The organism is Pseudomonas sp. GW821-FHT03E01 (genome assembly GCF_059420765.1).
The window spans coordinates 15,817-29,799 of sequence record NZ_JBWKUI010000015.1; the positions used below are offsets into that span (position 1 = coordinate 15,817).

The 13,983-nt window shown below is 59.5% G+C and carries 15 protein-coding genes and 1 pseudogene; 11 read left to right on the forward strand and 5 right to left on the reverse strand.

Annotation, left to right across the window (positions count from 1 at the left end; all coding sequences use genetic code 11):
- Nucleotides 1-162: 162 nt before the first annotated feature.
- Nucleotides 163-2,022, forward strand: coding sequence for an ABC transporter ATP-binding protein (locus tag AC07VO_RS23750; RefSeq protein ID WP_495007673.1), 1,860 nt, complete (start codon nt 163-165; stop codon nt 2,020-2,022).
- 122 nt (nt 2,023-2,144) lie between these two features.
- On the opposite strand, the gene AC07VO_RS23755 is transcribed toward AC07VO_RS23750, so the two are convergent.
- Nucleotides 2,145-2,663, reverse strand: coding sequence for a cysteine hydrolase family protein (locus AC07VO_RS23755; RefSeq protein WP_086946199.1), 519 nt, complete (start codon nt 2,661-2,663; stop codon nt 2,145-2,147).
- A gap of 391 nt (nt 2,664-3,054) precedes the next feature.
- Nucleotides 3,055-3,909 carry a LysR substrate-binding domain-containing protein gene (locus AC07VO_RS23760; RefSeq protein ID WP_086946200.1) on the reverse strand — a complete coding sequence of 285 codons (855 nt, stop codon included), beginning with the start codon at nt 3,907-3,909 and terminating at the stop codon, nt 3,055-3,057.
- 104 nt (nt 3,910-4,013) lie between these two features.
- Between AC07VO_RS23760 and AC07VO_RS23765 the strand changes: the two genes are divergently transcribed.
- The 3 genes from AC07VO_RS23765 (at nt 4,014) to AC07VO_RS23775 (ending at nt 5,705) form a co-directional block, all read left to right on the forward strand.
- Nucleotides 4,014-4,655 carry an FMN-dependent NADH-azoreductase gene (locus AC07VO_RS23765; protein WP_086946201.1) on the forward strand — a complete coding sequence of 214 codons (642 nt, stop codon included), beginning with the start codon at nt 4,014-4,016 and terminating at the stop codon, nt 4,653-4,655.
- Between the two features lie 404 nt (nt 4,656-5,059).
- Entirely contained in the window at nt 5,060-5,335 is a 276-nt protein-coding gene (locus AC07VO_RS23770; protein ID WP_140393642.1) for a hypothetical protein, read from the forward strand.
- An 82-nt stretch (nt 5,336-5,417) separates the two neighbouring features.
- Nucleotides 5,418-5,705: a hypothetical protein gene (locus tag AC07VO_RS23775; RefSeq protein ID WP_086946202.1), complete on the forward strand. Its 288-nt coding sequence runs from the start codon at nt 5,418-5,420 to the stop codon at nt 5,703-5,705.
- A gap of 63 nt (nt 5,706-5,768) precedes the next feature.
- Here AC07VO_RS23775 and AC07VO_RS23780 read toward each other — a convergent pair whose 3' ends face one another.
- From AC07VO_RS23780 to AC07VO_RS23790, 3 genes and pseudogenes are all read right to left on the reverse strand, one after another.
- Nucleotides 5,769-6,005 carry an Lrp/AsnC ligand binding domain-containing protein gene (locus AC07VO_RS23780; RefSeq protein WP_370741166.1) on the reverse strand — a complete coding sequence of 79 codons (237 nt, stop codon included), beginning with the start codon at nt 6,003-6,005 and terminating at the stop codon, nt 5,769-5,771.
- Nucleotides 5,979-6,131, reverse strand: a pseudogene (locus AC07VO_RS23785) (helix-turn-helix domain-containing protein); the annotation flags it as partial. The gene AC07VO_RS23780 and the pseudogene AC07VO_RS23785, both read right to left, overlap by 27 nt.
- Nucleotides 6,132-6,152: 21 nt before the next feature.
- Nucleotides 6,153-7,013, reverse strand: a complete 861-nt coding sequence (locus AC07VO_RS23790; protein WP_018929776.1) for a LysR substrate-binding domain-containing protein — start codon at nt 7,011-7,013, stop codon at nt 6,153-6,155.
- A gap of 241 nt (nt 7,014-7,254) precedes the next feature.
- Between AC07VO_RS23790 and AC07VO_RS23795 the strand changes: the two genes are divergently transcribed.
- From AC07VO_RS23795 to AC07VO_RS23825, 7 genes are all read left to right on the forward strand, one after another.
- Nucleotides 7,255-8,097: a transporter substrate-binding domain-containing protein gene (locus AC07VO_RS23795; protein ID WP_086946203.1), complete on the forward strand. Its 843-nt coding sequence runs from the start codon at nt 7,255-7,257 to the stop codon at nt 8,095-8,097.
- A 65-nt stretch (nt 8,098-8,162) separates the two neighbouring features.
- A complete protein-coding gene (locus tag AC07VO_RS23800; RefSeq protein WP_026286690.1) occupies nt 8,163-9,014 on the forward strand; it encodes a transporter substrate-binding domain-containing protein in 852 nt (283 codons plus the stop codon).
- Complete coding sequence (locus AC07VO_RS23805) at nt 9,011-10,435, forward strand: FAD-binding oxidoreductase (RefSeq protein WP_086946204.1); 1,425 nt, start codon at nt 9,011-9,013, stop codon at nt 10,433-10,435. Before AC07VO_RS23800 ends, AC07VO_RS23805 begins: the two co-directional genes overlap by 4 nt.
- Nucleotides 10,432-11,643, forward strand: a complete 1,212-nt coding sequence (locus tag AC07VO_RS23810; protein ID WP_086946205.1) for an aminotransferase class I/II-fold pyridoxal phosphate-dependent enzyme — start codon at nt 10,432-10,434, stop codon at nt 11,641-11,643. Before AC07VO_RS23805 ends, AC07VO_RS23810 begins: the two co-directional genes overlap by 4 nt.
- A complete protein-coding gene (locus tag AC07VO_RS23815; RefSeq protein ID WP_086946206.1) occupies nt 11,640-12,374 on the forward strand; it encodes an amino acid ABC transporter permease in 735 nt (244 codons plus the stop codon). Before AC07VO_RS23810 ends, AC07VO_RS23815 begins: the two co-directional genes overlap by 4 nt.
- Nucleotides 12,364-13,152, forward strand: coding sequence for an amino acid ABC transporter permease (locus tag AC07VO_RS23820; RefSeq protein ID WP_064618372.1), 789 nt, complete (start codon nt 12,364-12,366; stop codon nt 13,150-13,152). Before AC07VO_RS23815 ends, AC07VO_RS23820 begins: the two co-directional genes overlap by 11 nt.
- The gene (locus tag AC07VO_RS23825; RefSeq protein WP_086946207.1) at nt 13,139-13,975 is read left to right on the forward strand and encodes an amino acid ABC transporter ATP-binding protein; all 837 of its coding nucleotides are present in this window, start codon (nt 13,139-13,141) and stop codon (nt 13,973-13,975) included. The genes AC07VO_RS23820 and AC07VO_RS23825 overlap by 14 nt, the downstream gene beginning before the upstream one ends.
- Nucleotides 13,976-13,983 lie beyond the last annotated feature (8 nt).

The following is a 13,983-nucleotide window of genomic DNA, read 5'->3' on the forward strand; positions in this document are numbered from 1 at the left end:
TTATCCCTGCCGAGCGGATCTCTGGCAGCGCACAAGAGGCCGCCCCCGGCAGCCCAATCCTCAGAGCGACCTGCCTAAGCGCCATACCTCTAACTTCGCAACCCCCTCAAAGCAACCGTTCAATGGCAGAATCTCCTCAACTTGATCGTTTTGGAGAACACCATGCTTCGTGCGTTTGAACGAAGGCTCGACCCCTTTCCTCCTGACGAGGTACCACCGCCACCCGACGGCCTGGCTCGCTTCCTGTGGGCCTGTACGCGGGGTGCTCGCGGTTACATTCTGGTGTTTGCGCTGCTCAGTGCCGGTGTGTCGATTTACGAAGCCTGGCTGTTTTCCTTCCTCGGGCAAGTCGTGGACCTGCTCTCGACCTGGCAGGCAGGCGGTGAAGCGGCTGCGCAGGAAAGTCGCGTGTTGTGGGGCATGGGCATCATCATGGTGGCCAGTGTCGGGCTGGTGGCGTTGCGCACCATGGTGCAGCACCAGATATTGGCGATTAACTTGCCGTTGCGGCTGCGCTGGGACTTCCATCGCTTGATGCTGCGGCAAAGCCTTTCGTTTTTTTCCGATGAGTTTTCCGGCCGGGTCACGACCAAGGTGATGCAGACGGCGCTAGCGGTGCGCGACATGCTATTCACCCTTATCGAGATCGCGCCCGGGATCGGGGTATATTTCATCGCGATCATCGCACTGGCCGGCGGCTTCGCCCTGAAACTGATGCTGCCTTTCATTGCCTGGGTCGTGTTGTTCGGGCTGGCCATGTGGTACTTCGTGCCCCGCCTGGGGAAAGTCGGGCAGGAACAGGCCAATGCGCGGTCGATGATGACCGGGCGTATCTCAGACGCCTACACGAACATCACGACGGTGAAGCTGTTCTCCCACTCCAATCGTGAAGCGCATTTCGCGCGTGCAGCGATGGAGGATTTCAAACAAACCGGCTTTCGTCAGATGCGTCTGGTGAGCCAGTTCGAGATCGTCAACCAGGCATTGGTGGTGGCGTTGATCGTGGCGACGGGGGGGGATGCCCTGTGGCTATGGCACCAGGGTGAGGTCGGCGCAGGTGCCGTGGCGGCAATCACCGCCATGGCGTTGCGTATCAACGGCATGTCGCACTGGATCATGTGGCAAATGACCTCGCTGTTCGAGAGCATCGGCACCGTGCAGGATGGCATGGCAACCTTTACCCGGGGCCCAAAGGTGCAGGATGCGCCGGACGCGGGCGTGCTCGTGACCTCCGGCGGCGCGGTCACCTTCGATAAGGTGAGCTTCAACTACAATGGCGAACGTCAGGTGCTCGATGGCCTGAGCCTGCACATCCGTCCGGGCGAAAAGATCGGTCTGGTTGGCCGCTCTGGCGCCGGCAAATCCACGCTTATCAACTTGCTGCTGCGCTTTTATGACGTCGACAGCGGGGAGATTCGCATCGATGGCCAGAACATCGCACAAGTGACGCAAGACAGCCTGCGCGGCGCCATCGGTATGGTCACGCAGGATACCTCCCTGCTGCACCGTTCCATTCGTGACAACATCGCCTACGGCCGCCCCGATGCGACCGACGCGCAAATCCGCAGCGCCGCGGCCAATGCCCAGGCCGACGAGTTCATCAGCCAACTGAGCGACCGGCAAGGCCATACCGGTTACGACACCCTTGTGGGTGAGCGCGGCATCAAGCTGTCGGGCGGCCAGCGCCAACGCGTCGCGATTGCCCGGGTGATGCTCAAGAATGCCCCGATCCTGCTTCTTGACGAGGCCACCAGCGCGCTGGACTCGGAAGTCGAAGTGGCCATACAGGAAAGCCTCGATGAAATGATGCAGGGCAAGACGGTGATCGCCATCGCCCATCGACTGTCCACCATTGCGGCCATGGACCGGCTCATCGTCATGGACAACGGACGCATCATCGAGCAGGGCACCCACACCGAATTGCTCGGGAAGAACGGGATTTATGCGCGGCTGTGGCAGCATCAAAGCGGCGGGTTTCTGGGTGAGGATCAGGGAGTGGTCGAGGCTATGGATCAGGTGTGAGCGTGAAGAGGGCGCAGCCGGGGGCGATAGGGGCGGGCCACGACCGTTGCCACTCGGCGACGGCTGCTGTCGGCCCAAAGTGGGCAGATCGGTCCTGACTCGGACCGGTCTGTCGATGGCGGTTAGAAACACCAGTCCTCAGCATATACGACGCGACAGAATGGTCCCGCCAGAGTCGCATTGTGATGAGCGACAATCTCTTCAGCCGTCAGCGCAGGGGTGCTGTTGCAGGTGTGGCCATCGGCGATCAGCACTGCATCGAATCCAAAATCCCGTGCAGCGCGGCAGGTGCTATCGACACAGTATTGGGTCTTCATTCCGGTAATGACCACGCCCTGAGCGCCACAAGCTCGTAGCTGATCGGCCAGAGCAGTCTTGGTGAAGGCGTTGGGTCGGCTTTTCTCGAAGATCACTTCGTCACCCTGTAGCTCCAGTTCCTGCACCAGTTGCGTCAACGGACTTCCGGACTCGATAGGCGAACCAGGTGGACCAATATGGCGTGCGAGAAAAATCGGCGCACCTGCACGCCGGGCTTTACTCAACAGGTTATTCAACGTGTCTAGCAGCGCTTCGCCAGCCCATGGTTTTTCCGGACCATGAAACAAGCCAACCTGCATATCGAGAATCAAGAGTGCATACATAGTGCTTTTCCTTGCGTTTGGACCAGCGACACAAGGGCAAAAGAAAAGGCCCTATCCATCACTGGCGGGCCTTTGAAGTTCGTGTGTTATTGGCTCACGACACCTCTCACGACCCGCCTCTGGCGGTCGTGGTAGTCGTGGTCAAGGCAATTCGTGGCTGATTCATAACGCTGACAGTAGCTGCACGGCACCGGGTTGGCAAATGAGCGCATGAAGGTGAGGACTGATTCACCATCGTTAAGGTTCGCTGTTGGCCGATAGCCGTCCGCTACGAAGCGCAGCTATCGAATTCCTAGTCGCTCTGCTTCAGTCGCATTTTCCGAAAGCTGGATTTCTAAAGACATGGCGCTCTCCCTGAGCAGTGAGTAACGGGGTCAACAAGGTATGATTCTTAGGTCCTGCGCGTAGAGCAATACTCCACAATGAGTTGAGTGACCGCTGCCACAATCGCCTGATCCGCTTCAGGAGCGCTGAACAACCGAAACTGCGCATCCGGCAAATCCGGCAATCCTTGTTCCGCACCAAGAACCGCCAGTCCTTGCCCCAACTGGCTGACTGGCATGGGCGCTACCGCGAAGCCAGCAAGCGCCGCGGCTCGCAATCCGGCCGTGCTGCTGCACAACATCGCCGTTCGTTGGGCGATCCCCGCCCGAGCCAGTTGTGTCAGGGCCACCTCGCGATAAGGGCACGGCTCGGGGAACAGGGCCAGCGGCAACGGCGTCGGTAACTCGGTGACGGGCTGCGCCGACCAGGCCCACACCAGCGGTTCTTGCCATAGCAGCAGCCCCGTGTCGCTGGTTTCGCACAGAGAGCCGATGACCAGTTCCAGATGCCCTTGCTTCATCAAGGCCAGCAATGTGCCCGGAATGCCCACCTGCACGTCGATCTCCATCCCCGGGTACTGCGCCGCGAAATCCTGAAAAGTGCGCATTAATCGCGACTCGACAAAATCTTCGGATACCCCGATCCGCAGTCGCCCGTGAAACGGCGTGCGCGTCAGTTCAGCCCAGGCATCACGGTTCAGCGCAAGGATGGTGCGTGCATAAGCCACCAGGCGTTCGCCATCGGGCGTCAGTCGCTGGGAACGGGTGGTACGCCTCAACAGGGGTTTACCAATCTGTTCTTCCAGTCGTCGCACGTGCCCACTGACCGCGGACTGGGTCAGGTGCAGCTTCTCGGCTGCACGGCTGAAGCCTTCTTCATCGACGACTGTGACAAAAGTCTTGAGTAGCAGAGCATCGAACATAGTTTGATATGTGATTAATGGCTTATTTATTTACGATTTATATTCCAAATAAAACTATGTTGCAATGTTTGCCGCCCCCCATCTCCCATTACCCGAGGCGTGCCATGACTACTCTTCTGCATATCGAATGTTCCCCGCGCAAACAGCGCTCGGCCTCCCTTGAAGTCGCCCGCAGCTTCATTGCGCGCTATCAGGAAAACACCCCGGACACTGAAATCATCACCCTAGACCTTTGGAACATGGCGTTGCCGGAGTTCAATGATCAGGCCATGGAGGCCAAATATGCCGGACTCAATGGCACGCCCTTGACCCCGGTACAACAAGACGCCTGGAACACCTTGAAAGATCTGGCCGCACACCTGCACAGCGCGGATGTGCTGGTGATGTCCGTGCCACTGTGGAATTTCAGCATCCCGTACAAACTCAAGCACTTCATCGACCTGGTGTCGCAGAAAGACATCCTGTTCAGCTTCGACCCGGAGCGCGGTCTGGAAGGCATGCTGCACAACAAGACCGCTGTGGTGATGTATGCCCGCGGCCTGGATTTTTCGGCGCAGTCGATCACCCCGGCAGAGCGCTTCGACTTCCAGAAGCCTTACGTTGAAGCCTGGCTGAAATTTATCGGCGTGACGGATGTGCACTCGGTGACTGTAGAGAAAACCATCCTGGGGGAAGACGTTGACCTCAGCGCGCGTGAGGTCGCGACTCAGCAGGCCAGGAGATTGGCGGATAGTCTTGGTCGCTGAGGTTACAGAATCTTTCGCACGAAGAGGCCTGTTGGTCCCCCCCAGTCACGGGGGCCAAGAGCAGTCATTGGACAGAGTGATGGCCCTGTACTAGCATCACCCAGAATGATGCCTATTTGAATTGAGTTGCGACGAACGCCTTTAGATGGATCGTTAGAAGTAGTAGGAGTAGTCCATGGACGAAAGAACTTTCTACGATAGTGGTAAATTAAAAGTCACTGGCGTGAGATCTGTCGTCAATGATCATATCTATACTTTATCGCCTGTAAACTCAACCTGATTGACCCCAGTAGCCATTGGCGCTTATTTGCTTGTCTACTCAAAAGCGGGGGGCGGCGGTTCCCTCCTGCTCATCTCAGTCTCAGTAGTTCAGTTAATGATTGCTTTAATCAGGATGGGGTCACATGATGCTACTCATAATTGCCTGCTCAATTGTTATTTCAATGATGTTTGGGGCGCTATTTTACATTGTAAGGCAACCATTAAACCCAAGAAAAACTTTGCAAAATAGTATTTATAGTGGTGTCGCATTTACTGCGCTGGTAAGGCTTGTTGCAACAACTAATAAAGTTAACTCATCTATTCTCGTGCTTGTTGCGGCGGCGATAGGGGTTGTTGTCTGTTTTTTTCTTGGTTGGTCTTTGATTGGTATAAGAAAAGAGAAAAAAGAAAGCGCTTGAGAAAAGCAGGAAAGGATTTATTTGGTGAGACTGGTGAGGAGGTTTTTGCTGGACAAACGAGCGCTGTTTCTGGATCGGCTGGATGTCCGTGGTGATGAGCATGAAAATGGTTTTTTTGGTTTCTAAATTTTTAGCTGGGACTTCTGGTGTCTTACTGTTTTTTTATCGAAATAGCTTGTTTGTTCAATATGCGGGGGAGGGCACGAAAAATCCAGACGCGACACATCAAGTCCTGATCAATAATCACGGGGCTTATTCATATATAACCTCGACGCAATCTGACCATCTTCGTATGTTGATTTTGGCAGCGGCTGCTTTATTTGCAGTAGCGATCGCAATCGATCTTTTACAAAAGAAATACCGTCGTTAAATTACAGAGGAAATGGGGCGCAGCCCCCCCCCAGCGCTATAGTTGCGCATCCTGCACCGTAGGCTATTCAACGCCCAACGGGATATTCAAACCCAGCTTCACGGTGCTCATCGAAACAAGGGTTTTGAAGCGTTTGACGTTATTGTTCTCAAAGAGCAACTCGCGGGTCAGGTCGGTGTACTGCTGCATGCTCCTGACCGCGAGGATCAGCACGAAGTCCCACTCGCCCGCGACGTAGTAACACTGCTGCACTTGCGGACACGCGGCAAAGCTTTTGCACAGTACTTTGATCGACGGCACGCTGCGTCCGGATTCGATCTGCGCCAGCATCGCCCGACTCACGCCGCATTGCCGGGCCAGAGCGTCGAGGGACAAATGGCGCTTGCCCCGCAGCCGTTGCAGGTTCTGCGCGACCCGCTCGCAGATCGGGTCTTCTGAATGGCCGCGTCAAAGCCCTCGACTGCTCCTGATCAACTCATAGGCCCGACGCACCAGCGGGTTCACGGTGTTGGGCCGAATCCACAAGTGGTAGGTCACGTCCGGCAGCCGTGGCAGGCCATCGTTTTCGCCGAGCACGCGCATATCGGGGCCGAGCATTTCCATGCTTCTGGGCGTGACACCCAACCCGGCACGCGTTGCGGCCTTGATGCCAATCAGGTTCGACGCCAGGTACGCCTGGCGCCATGGAATATTCGCGCGCTCCAGCGCTTCCAGGGCGTAGCGACGATAGATACTCGGTTCATCCACCAGAATCAGCGGCAAGGGTTCTTCGGGCGTATGAATGTACTGCGCCGAGCAGATCCACCACACCGGCGAAGTGCGCAAGGCGAAGCCTTCGAGCGTCGGGTCTTCACGGGTGGAGATCACCATGTCGACCTTGCCCCGGTGCAGATCATCCATCAGAAACGGGCTGCGGCCGACATCGATCTCCAGGCGCAAGCGCGGGGCCGAGCGGGCGATGTGGCTGAGGATCGGCGGCAGGATGGTGTCGGCGATGTCATGGGGTGAGCCGATCCGCAGCACACCGCTCAAGTTGCTTTCGCGCAGGGAGTTCAGCGCATCGTCGTTGAGCGAAAGCATCTGCCGCGCATGACGCAACAACTGCAAGCCGGCTTCGGTCAGTTGCTTCTGACGCCCGCGCTTCTCGAACAGACTCACCCCCACTTGTTGTTCCAGACGTTGCATGTGCTGGGTGACCGACGATTGCGTGCGGGCCAGTTGTGCGCCGGCCTCGGCAAAACTGTGGTGATCGACCACGGCAATGAAGGTGCGCAGTAATTCGAGATCGAGGGTAGGTGAGGTCGGCATGGCCATTTCCGGGGCTGTTTTTACATCAAGGCTGCAAACATAAACATTACATTTGTTTATGTGTTTTTGGCGATGTTTTAGTGCTAATGCGGTAACTACGGGCGCTGTGAGGATTTTCGCTTAGCAGCAATACGGCAAGTTATAACGATATTAGATATTTGAATTTCCGTTACTTCAGGACTGTACCTAGGATGCCGCCTCATCAGGTCGGGGAACGCCGATCATCCATGAGGGGAAATCCATGTTGCTTGAGCGCTCACCTGTAAAACGATGGTTGCCTGTGATGCTGGGCGCCTTGATCTCATTGGCTACCAGTGCCGGGGCTCAGGCTGATGCCACGCTGGACAAGATCCAGCAACGGCATGTGCTGACGGTGGGGGTCGTACTGTCCGGCGGCCCCTTCGGCAGTATCGATCCGGGCACTCAGAAACCTCGGGGCTTGAACGTCGACCTCGCTCAGGAACTGGGTCGGCAGTTGGGCGCCGAGGTGCAATTGGTGCCGGTATTGCCCGCCAACCGCGTGCAGTTTTTGCAGCAGGGCAAAGTGGATTTGTTGATCGCCAACATGGAATGGACCGCCGAGCGCGGTGAGATCCTCGGTTTTGTGCCAACGCCTTTCTACCGTGTCGGCGGTACCGCGGCGCTGCTCAAGGACAGCAAGATCAGCCGTTGGGAAGACCTCAAGGGCCAGCCCGTCTGCACCTCCCAGGGCAGCAGCTACATCAAGCCGCTCACCGAGCTGGGTGTGGAGATCAAGGCGTTCAAGAGCTCGTCGGAATCCTTGCTCGCGCTGCGTGGCAACAACTGCGTCGCGGCAGTGCATGACGCCACGCTGATCAACCCGTTGATCGCCGACAACGCCGAATGGCAGGGCTATCGGGCGCTGAGTCCGGAGCTCAACCCGGCCCCTTCGGTGATCTGGACCCGACCTGGCGAACGCGACACCCAGGCCCGGCTCGACCCCATCGTCAAGGAACTGCACCGCAGCGGCTGGCTGATCGACGCCCAGGCCCGCAACCGCATCACCCCTGCGTCACCGGCCTTGGTGGAGTTGCAGAAACAGTTCCAGGCCAACGGCGCCTGAGCGGTTCACCTCATTGTTTTCAATAGACCGCCGACGGATTCGGCGGTCGTTCAAGGTAGTCGTGCATGAACCGATATTTTTCCGCTAGAAGCCTGGCCATGCTGTGCCTGGCAGGATGCGCCGTGCTGGGCGCCAGCCTCGCTCAGGCCGATGCCACGCTGGACAAGATCGAACAACGCCACGCGATCAGCGTCGGGGTGATGCTCAGTGGTCCGCCGTTCGGCACCCTCGACCCCAAGACCGGCGAACACCTGGGGTACAACGTCGAACTGGCTAAGGGCATCGCCAAGGCGCTGGGTGTCGAGGCCCAGACTGTTTCGGTGCTGGCACCCAACCGGGTGCAGTTCCTGCAGCAGGGCAAGGTCGACATCCTGATCGCCAATATGCAGTTCACCGAAGAACGCGCCGAGATTCTCGATTACGTGCCCACGCCCTATGAAGAAGTCGGTGGCGCCGCGTTGATTCGCAAGGGTGCGGGTATCACCCAGTGGAGCGACTTTAAGGACAAACCGGTGTGCGTGTCCCAGGGCAGCAACTTCATCAAGCCATTACAGGAAACCTACGGCGCGCAGATCAAGGCGTTTCGCAGCCAGTCCGAATCGCTGTTGTCGTTGCGCGGCAATGGCTGCGTGGCGGCGGTGCATGTCAGCCCGACCATGCATACCTTATTGAGCGATGCCGAGTGGGCCGGGTATGAAATTCCGCTGCCGGGTGACTTGATCCCGTCGAACTCGGTGATCTGGATACGCAAGGGCGAGCACGATACCCAGGCGAAGCTGGATGCCATCGTGCGCGACTGGCACCGCAGCGGCTGGCTGATCGAATTGGGCGAACGCACGGGCATGGCACCGTCGCAAGCCTTGCGTGACCTGCACGAGCAATACCGCAACGCGGCACCGCTGGCAGTGCGGTCATGAGTCGACCGTTGTTCGTGGCCTTGCAGCAACTGCTCGGCGCCCGTCATGTGCAGACCAGCGAAGAGGCCGCGCCGTACCTGACCGACAAACAGGGCCGTTACGTGGGGCAGGTGATTGCCGCCGTGCACCCGGCAAGCACCGAAGAAGTTGCGGCGGTGGTGCGCGCGTGCGTGGCCTGCGATACGCCGGTGGTGGTGCAGGGCGGCAACACCGGGCTGATGGGCGGCGCGACTCCGGACGCCAGTGGCCGCGCGGTGTTGTTGCTGCTCGACCGGATGAATCGCGTTCGGGCAGTGGACACCGACAACGACACCCTGACCGTCGAGGCGGGCTGCATTCTGCACACCATTCAGGGCGTCGCCCGCAATGCCGGGCGCCTGTTCCCGCTGAGCCTGGGCGCCGAAGGCAGCTGCACCATTGGCGGCAATCTGGGCACCAATGCCGGTGGCACGGCGGTGCTGCGCTATGGCAATACCCGCGAATTGACCCTTGGTCTGGAAGTGGTCACCGCCCAGGGCGACATCTGGAATGGCCTGCGCGGTTTGCGCAAGGACAACACCGGCTACGACTTGCGCGACCTGTTCATCGGCAGCGAAGGCACCCTCGGCATCATCACCGCCGCCACCCTGAGACTGTTCCCGTTGCCCAAGGCCCAGGCCACAGCGCTGTTGGCCTTCGACTCGCTGGCCCAAACGGTGACGTTCCTGTCCCATGCCCGCGCCGGTTTCGGTGCCAGCCTGACCGCGTTCGAACTGCTCAGTGCCGGGTGCCTTGCGTTGCTGCGCGAGCAATTTCCCGAAGGCCCACAACCCTTTTCCGGTGCCCGTCAGCCTTGGTTCGCGTTGTTGGAATTGTCCGATAACCACAGCGAAAGCCATGCCCGCGAAGCGTTTGAACAGGTACTGGGCGAGGCCTACGAGCAGAGCCTGCTGGCCGATGCGCTGATCGCCGAAAGCCTCGCCCAGAGCCAGGCGTTTTGGCTGTTGCGCGAGAACATGAGCGAGGCGCAGAAGCGTGCCGGTCGCAATATGAAGCACGACATCTCGGTGCCGATTTCCCAGGTCGTGGCATTTGTCGCCCATACCGATGCGCTGTTGCAGCGCCATTTCCCTGGTGTGCGGCATTACACCTTCGGCCATCTGGGCGACGGTAACCTGCATTACAACGTCGCCCATCCGCACAACTCAACGGTCGAGGCGCACATGGCCCATTACGCAGCACTCAGCCAACTGGTGCACGACAGCGCCCACGCTCACGGCGGCTCCATTAGCGCCGAGCACGGTGTCGGCCAGCGCAAACGGGACATGCTAGGGCGCTACAAAAGCCCGGTGGAACTCGACCTGATGCGCCGGATCAAGCAAGCGCTGGACCCGAACAATCTGCTGAACCCCGGCAAGGTTTTGAAGGGGAGTCAGTCATGACGCTTCGTCTGTCCAAACGCGTACAGCGCGTCTCGCTGTCGGCCAATGCCGCCGCGAAATCTCAAGCCACGGCATTGCGCGAGGCTGGTCGCGACATCCTCGACCTGACCACCGGCGAGCCGGATTTTGACACCCCGGAGCACATCAAGCAGGCCGCTTATGCCGCCATCGCCGCCGGTGCCACCAAGTACACGCCGAAACCGGGCGTGAAGGCCTTGCGCATCGCGGTGCAACGCAAACTCCAGCAGGAAAACCAGCTGGACTATCCGCTGGAATCGATCGTGATTGGCAACGGTGCCAAACAGATCATCTTCAATGCCTTTGCCGCCACCCTCGACGACGGCGATCAGGTGCTGGTGCCAACGCCGTACTGGCCGTCGTTCCCCGACAGCGTGCGCTTCAATGGCGGCGAGCCGGTGTTTATCGAATGCGGGCTGGCGCAGGGCTGCAAACTGACGGCCGAACAATTGGAGCAACGGATTGGCGAACGGACTCGCTGGCTGATCCTCAACGGCCCCGGCAACCCCAGCGGCGCGGTGTACAGCGCGGCCGAGCTGCGTGCCCTGGCCGAGGTGCTGCGGCGCCATCCCCACGTGCTGATTCTGCTGGATGAGCTCTACGAACATATCCGTTTCGACGGTTTGCCTGCCCAGAGCCTGCTCAACGTTGCGCCGGATTTGCAGGCGCGCAGCCTGCTGGTGGGCGGGGTGTCCAAGACCTACGCCATGACCGGTTGGCGCATCGGTTTCGGCGCCGGACCGCAAGCGCTGACCCAGGCCATGACCGTGGTGCAATCGCAATCCACCTCGGGCGCTTCCTCGGTCGGACAAGCCGCCGCATTGGCGGCATTCGAAGGTGGACTGGATTTCTTGCGGTCGCAAGTCGCGGCCTATCAACAACGCCGGGATTCACTGGTCAGCGCCTTACGCGAAGTGGACGGTCTTGAAGTGCTCGAACCTCAAGGTGGTTTCTTCGTGTTTGTGCGCTGCGCCGGGTTGTTGGGGCGCTATCGCCCGGACGGTCGACGTCTGCAAAGCGATGCCGACGTCGTCGCGTATTTGCTGGAAGAGGGCGTGGCCGGCGTGGCGGGCAGCGCTTATGGCTTGTCGCCGTGGTTTCGCCTGTCCATTGCCACGGCGACCGACACCGTAGTCGAAGCCGGATGCCGCATCGCTCAAGCCTGCAGGCAATTGCGGGGCGAACCATGAGTCATTTGTTGGAGCTGTTCGTCCACTGGGCCGCCGGATTCGGCCTGAACTACGGCTTTCTGCTGGACGCTTATCAGCGCGGAACCCTGGAGAAGGGCGCGCTGACCACGGTGCTGCTGTGCCTGTTCACCATCGTCGGCAGCCTGCTGGCGGGGGTCGGTTTGGCGGCGATGTTGACCTCGGGTAAACCCTGGCTGACAAAACCTGCTCGGGTGTTTGTCGAAGTCACCCGCAACACACCGACGCTGGTGCAGCTGTATTGCGCATTTCTGGTGCTGAATATGCTGCTGACCCAGGCCGTCGGCGCGGCCAACCCGCTGACGCCGTTCGCTTGGGTGGTGATCGTGATTTCGCTGCACAAAGGTGCGTTTCATGCCGAAGCCTTGCGTGCCGGGATCGAAGCGGTGCCGGCAGTGACAATCGAGGCGGCCAGTTCGCTGGCGTTCAGCAGTCGCCAGTTGTTGTGGAATGTGCAACTGCCGCTGGCCCTGCGTTTTGCCTTGCCATCGCTGATCAACAATCTGATCGACCTGGTGAAAATGACCGCCGTCGCCTCGGCCATTGCCGTCGGCGACATCACCTACGCGGCGATCATGATCTGGACCCAGAGCGATAACGTGTTGGAGCTGATGATTCTGATCCTGACGTTTTTCGGCCTGCTGAGTTTTACCGTCAATTGTGTGGGGCGCCTGCTCGAAGCGCGCCTGAGGATGCCCGGCTATGGCCATTGAATCGTCCGTCACCGCGCCGCTGGCCTGGCCGCGTCGGCATGTCGGCAAGTTGCTGCTGTTGGCGGGGGCCGTGCTCTGGCTGGTGTATTTCGCGCCGCACAGCCCGGTACTCAAGGCTTTGCTGCAATGGTCGCCAGCCTTGGTCGTCGGGTTTGGCCAGAACATTCTGATCAGTCTGGTGGCGATCGGGCTGGGCTCGTTGCTGGGGTTGTTGGTCGGAGCCCTGACGTTGTCGCCGTTGTGGCTGCTGCGCTTGCCGGCGCGGATCTGGGTGCAGATTTTTCGCAACGCGCCGTGGCTGGTGCTGATCTATTTCACCACCTATGTGTTCCCGTTCGAGATCCACATCGGCAGCGCTTATGTCGCGTTCCCGGACTGGGTCAAGGTCACGATTGGCCTGGCGTTGCCGGCGAGCGCCAATGTTGCGGAGATCTTCCGTGGTGCCGTCGCCTCGATCCCCAGTACCCAGTGGGAAGCGGCGCGATCCCTGGCCTTCACTCGCGCTCAGATTTTTAGTTCGATCATCCTGCCGCAGTGCTTCAAGCGCATGTTGCCGCCGTGGATGAACCTCTACGCGGTGATCACCATGGGCACCGCACTGGCGTCTTTGGTGGGCGTGCATGACGTGATCGACACCGCGCAAATCGCCAGCAACACGGTGAACCTCACCGGCTTCACTGTGGTGATTTACCTGAGCCTGCTGGTGCTGTTCTTTGCTTACTGCTACCCGATTTCCCGACTCACCCAACGCCTGGAGCGACGTTATGCCTTCTACTGAAACCGTCGCCGAACCCTTGGTCAGCCTGCGCGACCTGCACCTGTCATTTGGCAGCAACCCGGTGCTCAAGGGCATAGACCTCGACGTGCATCGCGGCCAGGCCGTGTCGATCATTGGCCCGTCCGGCTCCGGCAAGTCGACGATCCTGCGCTGCATCACCGGCCTGTTGCAGCCCCAGCGCGGGAGCATCCGCGTCGGCGCCACCGAGGTTCACACCCTGGCCCAGGAAAGCCAGCGTATCGAATTGCGCAAGCGTGTGGGGTTTGTGTTCCAGCAGTACAACCTGTTTCCGCATTTGTCGGTGCTGGAGAACCTGGTAATCGCCCCGCGCAAAGTGCTCGGGCGCAACCGCGCCGAGGCCGAAAAAGACGCCCGCGCCTTGCTGGCCAAGGTGCGCATGGAGCACAAGGCCGATGCTTTTCCGGGGCAACTCTCCGGCGGTCAGCAACAGCGGGTGGCGATTGCCCGGGCGTTGGCCATGCGCCCGGAACTGATTCTGTTCGATGAGGTGACTTCTGCCCTCGACCCGGAAACCGTTGGTGAGGTGCTGACGGTGATTCGCGAACTCACGGAAGAGGGCATGACCTGCGTGCTGGTGACCCACGAAATGCGTTTTGCCGAAGAGATCAGCGACATCGTCTACTTCACCGAAAACGGTGTGATCGTCGAACGCGGCAGTGCCGAGCAGATCTTCCAGCACCCCACCAGCGAACGGACCCAGGAGTTTCTGCGTCACGCCCTGGGCGATCCGGGACGCCGTCCCCGTGTCGCCAACGATCCATATCTGTTGAGTAACCTGAGCCGCTACAGCCTGTCCGTCTAATACCGAGG

Excerpts from the sequence above, each read along its gene's own strand:
- AC07VO_RS23750 (WP_495007673.1), top strand. The coding sequence starts at position 163 with ATGCTTCGTGCGTTTGAACGAAGGCTCGACCCCTTTCCTCCTGACGAG.
- AC07VO_RS23755 (WP_086946199.1), bottom strand. The coding sequence starts at position 2,663 with ATGTATGCACTCTTGATTCTCGATATGCAGGTTGGCTTGTTTCATGGT.
- AC07VO_RS23760 (WP_086946200.1), bottom strand. The coding sequence starts at position 3,909 with ATGTTCGATGCTCTGCTACTCAAGACTTTTGTCACAGTCGTCGATGAA.
- AC07VO_RS23765 (WP_086946201.1), top strand. The coding sequence starts at position 4,014 with ATGACTACTCTTCTGCATATCGAATGTTCCCCGCGCAAACAGCGCTCG.
- AC07VO_RS23770 (WP_140393642.1), top strand. The coding sequence starts at position 5,060 with ATGATGCTACTCATAATTGCCTGCTCAATTGTTATTTCAATGATGTTT.
- AC07VO_RS23775 (WP_086946202.1), top strand. The coding sequence starts at position 5,418 with ATGTCCGTGGTGATGAGCATGAAAATGGTTTTTTTGGTTTCTAAATTT.
- AC07VO_RS23790 (WP_018929776.1), bottom strand. The coding sequence starts at position 7,013 with ATGCCGACCTCACCTACCCTCGATCTCGAATTACTGCGCACCTTCATT.
- AC07VO_RS23795 (WP_086946203.1), top strand. The coding sequence starts at position 7,255 with ATGTTGCTTGAGCGCTCACCTGTAAAACGATGGTTGCCTGTGATGCTG.
- AC07VO_RS23800 (WP_026286690.1), top strand. The coding sequence starts at position 8,163 with ATGAACCGATATTTTTCCGCTAGAAGCCTGGCCATGCTGTGCCTGGCA.
- AC07VO_RS23805 (WP_086946204.1), top strand. The coding sequence starts at position 9,011 with ATGAGTCGACCGTTGTTCGTGGCCTTGCAGCAACTGCTCGGCGCCCGT.
- AC07VO_RS23810 (WP_086946205.1), top strand. The coding sequence starts at position 10,432 with ATGACGCTTCGTCTGTCCAAACGCGTACAGCGCGTCTCGCTGTCGGCC.
- AC07VO_RS23815 (WP_086946206.1), top strand. The coding sequence starts at position 11,640 with ATGAGTCATTTGTTGGAGCTGTTCGTCCACTGGGCCGCCGGATTCGGC.
- AC07VO_RS23820 (WP_064618372.1), top strand. The coding sequence starts at position 12,364 with ATGGCCATTGAATCGTCCGTCACCGCGCCGCTGGCCTGGCCGCGTCGG.
- AC07VO_RS23825 (WP_086946207.1), top strand. The coding sequence starts at position 13,139 with ATGCCTTCTACTGAAACCGTCGCCGAACCCTTGGTCAGCCTGCGCGAC.